Source organism: Streptomyces sp. NPDC037421, assembly GCF_055602105.1.
In genome coordinates this window covers 1,717-4,971 of the sequence record NZ_JBVJWV010000077.1, presented here as the reverse complement: position 1 = coordinate 4,971, position 3,255 = coordinate 1,717, and the positions used below count along the sequence as shown (strand labels likewise).

Here is a 3,255-nt window from a genome sequence, read left to right as displayed (position 1 = left end):
AGCAGGCCACGGTCGAGGACGCCAAGCAGTACGTCCACACCGCGCTCAGCACCAACAGCCGCGCCACCCTCAACCACGCCAAGAACCACGCCGAGCAGCGGGCGGAGCGATGAACGGGCCTGCGACGCGGGTGTGGCTCATCACCGGCGCATCGCGGGGGCTGGGCCAGGCCATCGCCGAAGTCGTCCTGGAGGCCGGCGACACGGTCGTCGCCACGGCGCGGAACGCTTCGGCGCTGGACGGGTTCGTCGAGCGTTACGGCGACCGGATCGTCCCCGTGGCCCTCGACGTCACCGACCGCGCGGCCGTCTTCGCCGCGGTGGCCGAGGCCGCCGAGCGGACCGGCCGGATCGATGTGGTCCTCAACAACGCGGGGTACGGTCTGGCCGGCGCCGTCGAAGAAGTCGACGAGACCCAGGTCCGCGACCAGTTCGACGTGAACTTCTTCGGCGCCCTCTGGGTCACCCAGGCCGTCCTGCCGGTGATGCGTCGGCAGGGCAGTGGTCACATCCTCCAGATGTCCAGCATCGCGGGCGTCACCACCTACCCCAATCTCGGTCTGTACTGCGCGAGCAAATGGGCCTTGGAGGCGGTCAGCGAGACGCTGGCCCAGGAGGTGGCGGCCTTCGGCGTCAAGGTCACCCTGGTTGAGGCCGGCGAGTTCCGCACCGAATGGAGCGCGGGCAGCATGGTGCGCGCCACGCCCAAGGCGGCGTACGACTCGGTGCTCGCGAAGCGCCGGCACGGTCTGTCGGGTGCCTACGCCCACCTGCAGCCGGGTGATCCGCGCAAGGCGGGAGAGGCGCTGCTCAAACTGGTCGACGCGCCGGAGCCGCCGCTGCGGATCCTGCTCGGCAATGGGGCCGCGGACCTGGCGCCGAGCGTGCTGCGGGACCGGCTGACCCTCTGGGAGGAGTGGGACGCGCTGGCTCGTACCACCGACTTCCCGCAGGAGCAGCCGTCGTGAGCCTGCTCGCGCAGGACTTGGTGAGCCAGGCAGGCCGACGCAGGGCGGCCGCCGCGGTGACCGTGGCGGGCCGGGAAGCCGTGCCGGTTCCCGCGAAGGCGCCGGGTGTGCTGCGCCTGTTCTCATCGCTGCGGCAGGTGCCGTTGGGCCTGCTTGCCTTCGCCCAGTCCTTCGCTCTGGCCTGGATCGTGTACGGGCGTACGGAGGCCCCTCCGCCGCAGCCGGGCGACCACGCCTGGTGGCACAGCTCGGGGCCGGTCGAGCCGGAGGCCTTCAGGCCCGGGCTGTTCCTGGCCCTCGCCACGGTCGCGTTCTACCTGACCCTGCCACTGCTGGCGCTGGCCGCCCAGGCGCTGCGCCGTCAGGCCCGACTGGCAGGCGGGGCCGACGGGGCCGGCGGTCGGACGCTCGCCCCACAGTTGGCTTTCGCGGTGACCGCCACGGCCGTGGGCGCCGTGGTGACCGTTCCCGTGGTGCTCCTGGCGCGTGCCTTCTCCCCCGTGGACGGCGGGCCCCTGGGGGCCGTGGTCGCCGCGGACGTGGTCACGGCAGTGCGCCTCTGCGCCCTGATCGCTCTGCTCCTCGTGTTCGTAGCCGGGGCGCCGTGGGCGGCGGAGAACGGCGCTGTCCATTCCCTTCGAAGAGAATCCGGATCCGTAGATGCTCAATCGTCGTAACGCGCTCAAGGTGGCGGCTGCCGGTGGTGCGGCCGCACTGTTCCCGTGGGACCGGCTGACCGGCCGCGGAGCCGAGGCCGTGGCCAGTTCTCTCGTCACGGCGGAGGCGGCGCCCATCGTGCCGTTCGCACACGCCATGCCGCTTCCGAAGACCCTCGCTCCGACCGGCTTCACGGCCACCTCCGACCTGTACGAGATACGGATGCGGGAAGCACAGGTCGAGATAGTCAAGGGCCTCATGTCGAAGGTCCGCACCTACAACGGAACCTTCCCCGGACCGACCATCCGTGCCACCCAGGGCCGCGAGGTCGTGGTCCGCCAGATCAACGAGCTCCAGGTCGACACCGCGGTGCACCTGCACGGTGCGCACGTCCTGTCCAAGGACGACGGGCTGCCGATGGACACCATCGTCCCGGGCGGCGAGCGCACCTACAACTATCCGAACCAGCAGGCCGCGGCCTCACTGTGGTACCACGACCACGCGCACCACCTGGAAGCCGAGAACGTCTACATGGGCCTGCACGGCCTGTACCTGCTGAGCGACCACAACGAACGGACCCTGCCGCTGCCCAGCGGCCCCTACGACGTACCGCTGATCATCCGCGACGCGCGCGTCGAGGCGGACGGCACGCTGCTCTACACCCGCCCGTCCGACTGCCCGCACATGCTGGTCAACGGCAAGGAGCGGCCGTACTTCCAGGTCGCGGCACGCAAGTACCGCCTCCGCGTCTACAACGCCTGTGCCAACCGCTACTTCAAGCTGCGCTTCGCCAACGGCATGGAGTTCACACAGATCGGCACGGACGGTGGCTTCCTGGAGAGCCCGGTGCAGAAGACCGAACTGCTGATGCTCGGCGGCGAGCGGGCCGACATCATCGTGGACTTCTCACGGATCGCGGTCGGCGACTCGGTCGTTCTGGAGAACCCCGGTGCGCAGCCCAGCGAGCGTCCCGAGGTCATGCGCTTCGACGTCGTCCGGCGCGCCGCCGACTACAGCTTCGTTCCGGGTCGCCTGACGACGCACCCGCCGCTGCCGACCCCGACCGTCCAGCGGGACTTCGAGATCCGCACCTTCCCGGCGATGACCATCAACGGCCAGTCCTACGACCCGAACCGGGTCGACATCACGGCCAAGCTGGGTACGACCGAGGTATGGACGGTCCGCAACGCCGAGGCGCCGGCCGCGCCGGGCAAGCCGGACTTCCACCTGTGGCACAGCTTCCACACCCACCTGACGTACTTCCGGGTGCTGGAGCGCAACGGCCAGCCGGCCGGAGCCCGTGACGTGGGCCTGAAGGACACCGTCACCCTCGGCCCCGGTGACACCGTGAAGATCGCCATGACCTGGGGGCCGTACACGGGCCAGTACCTGTACCACTGCCACCAGCTGGGGCACTCCTCCGGCGGGCAGATGGGACGCATCGACGTCGTCGAGTGATCACCGCGCGCGGCGGCCGCGGCCGCTGAACGGGGGGCGCCGGTCTGCCGGCGCCCCCCTTCGGCGTTGCGCCGCCGGTCGTGCGTCGCGGTGCCGGTGCAATACGCGAAGGCGGGGGGGGGGGGGGGGGGGGGGGGGACCGATACCCCCCCGCGTCCGGGTCCGCTGGCGGG

At 70.9% G+C, this 3,255-nt stretch carries 3 protein-coding genes; all 3 read left to right on the top strand.

Annotated elements, in window-relative coordinates:
• Nucleotides 1-109: 109 nt before the first annotated feature.
• Genes ACZ7IF_RS39145 through ACZ7IF_RS39135 form a run of 3 tightly spaced genes read left to right on the top strand, consistent with a single transcriptional unit; the run spans nucleotide 110 to nucleotide 3,082 of the window.
• Nucleotides 110-967 (top strand): oxidoreductase, encoded by an 858-nt coding sequence (locus ACZ7IF_RS39145; protein ID WP_470981803.1) that lies wholly within the window; start codon nucleotides 110-112, stop codon nucleotides 965-967.
• The gene (locus tag ACZ7IF_RS39140; protein ID WP_470981802.1) at nucleotides 964-1,644 is read left to right on the top strand and encodes a hypothetical protein; all 681 of its coding nucleotides are present in this window, start codon (nucleotides 964-966) and stop codon (nucleotides 1,642-1,644) included. The genes ACZ7IF_RS39145 and ACZ7IF_RS39140 overlap by 4 nt, the downstream gene beginning before the upstream one ends.
• On the top strand, nucleotides 1,628-3,082 hold the full coding sequence (locus tag ACZ7IF_RS39135; RefSeq protein ID WP_470981800.1) for a multicopper oxidase family protein: 1,455 nt from the start codon (nucleotides 1,628-1,630) through the stop codon (nucleotides 3,080-3,082). The genes ACZ7IF_RS39140 and ACZ7IF_RS39135 overlap by 17 nt, the downstream gene beginning before the upstream one ends.
• Nucleotides 3,083-3,255: the final 173 nt, after the last annotated feature.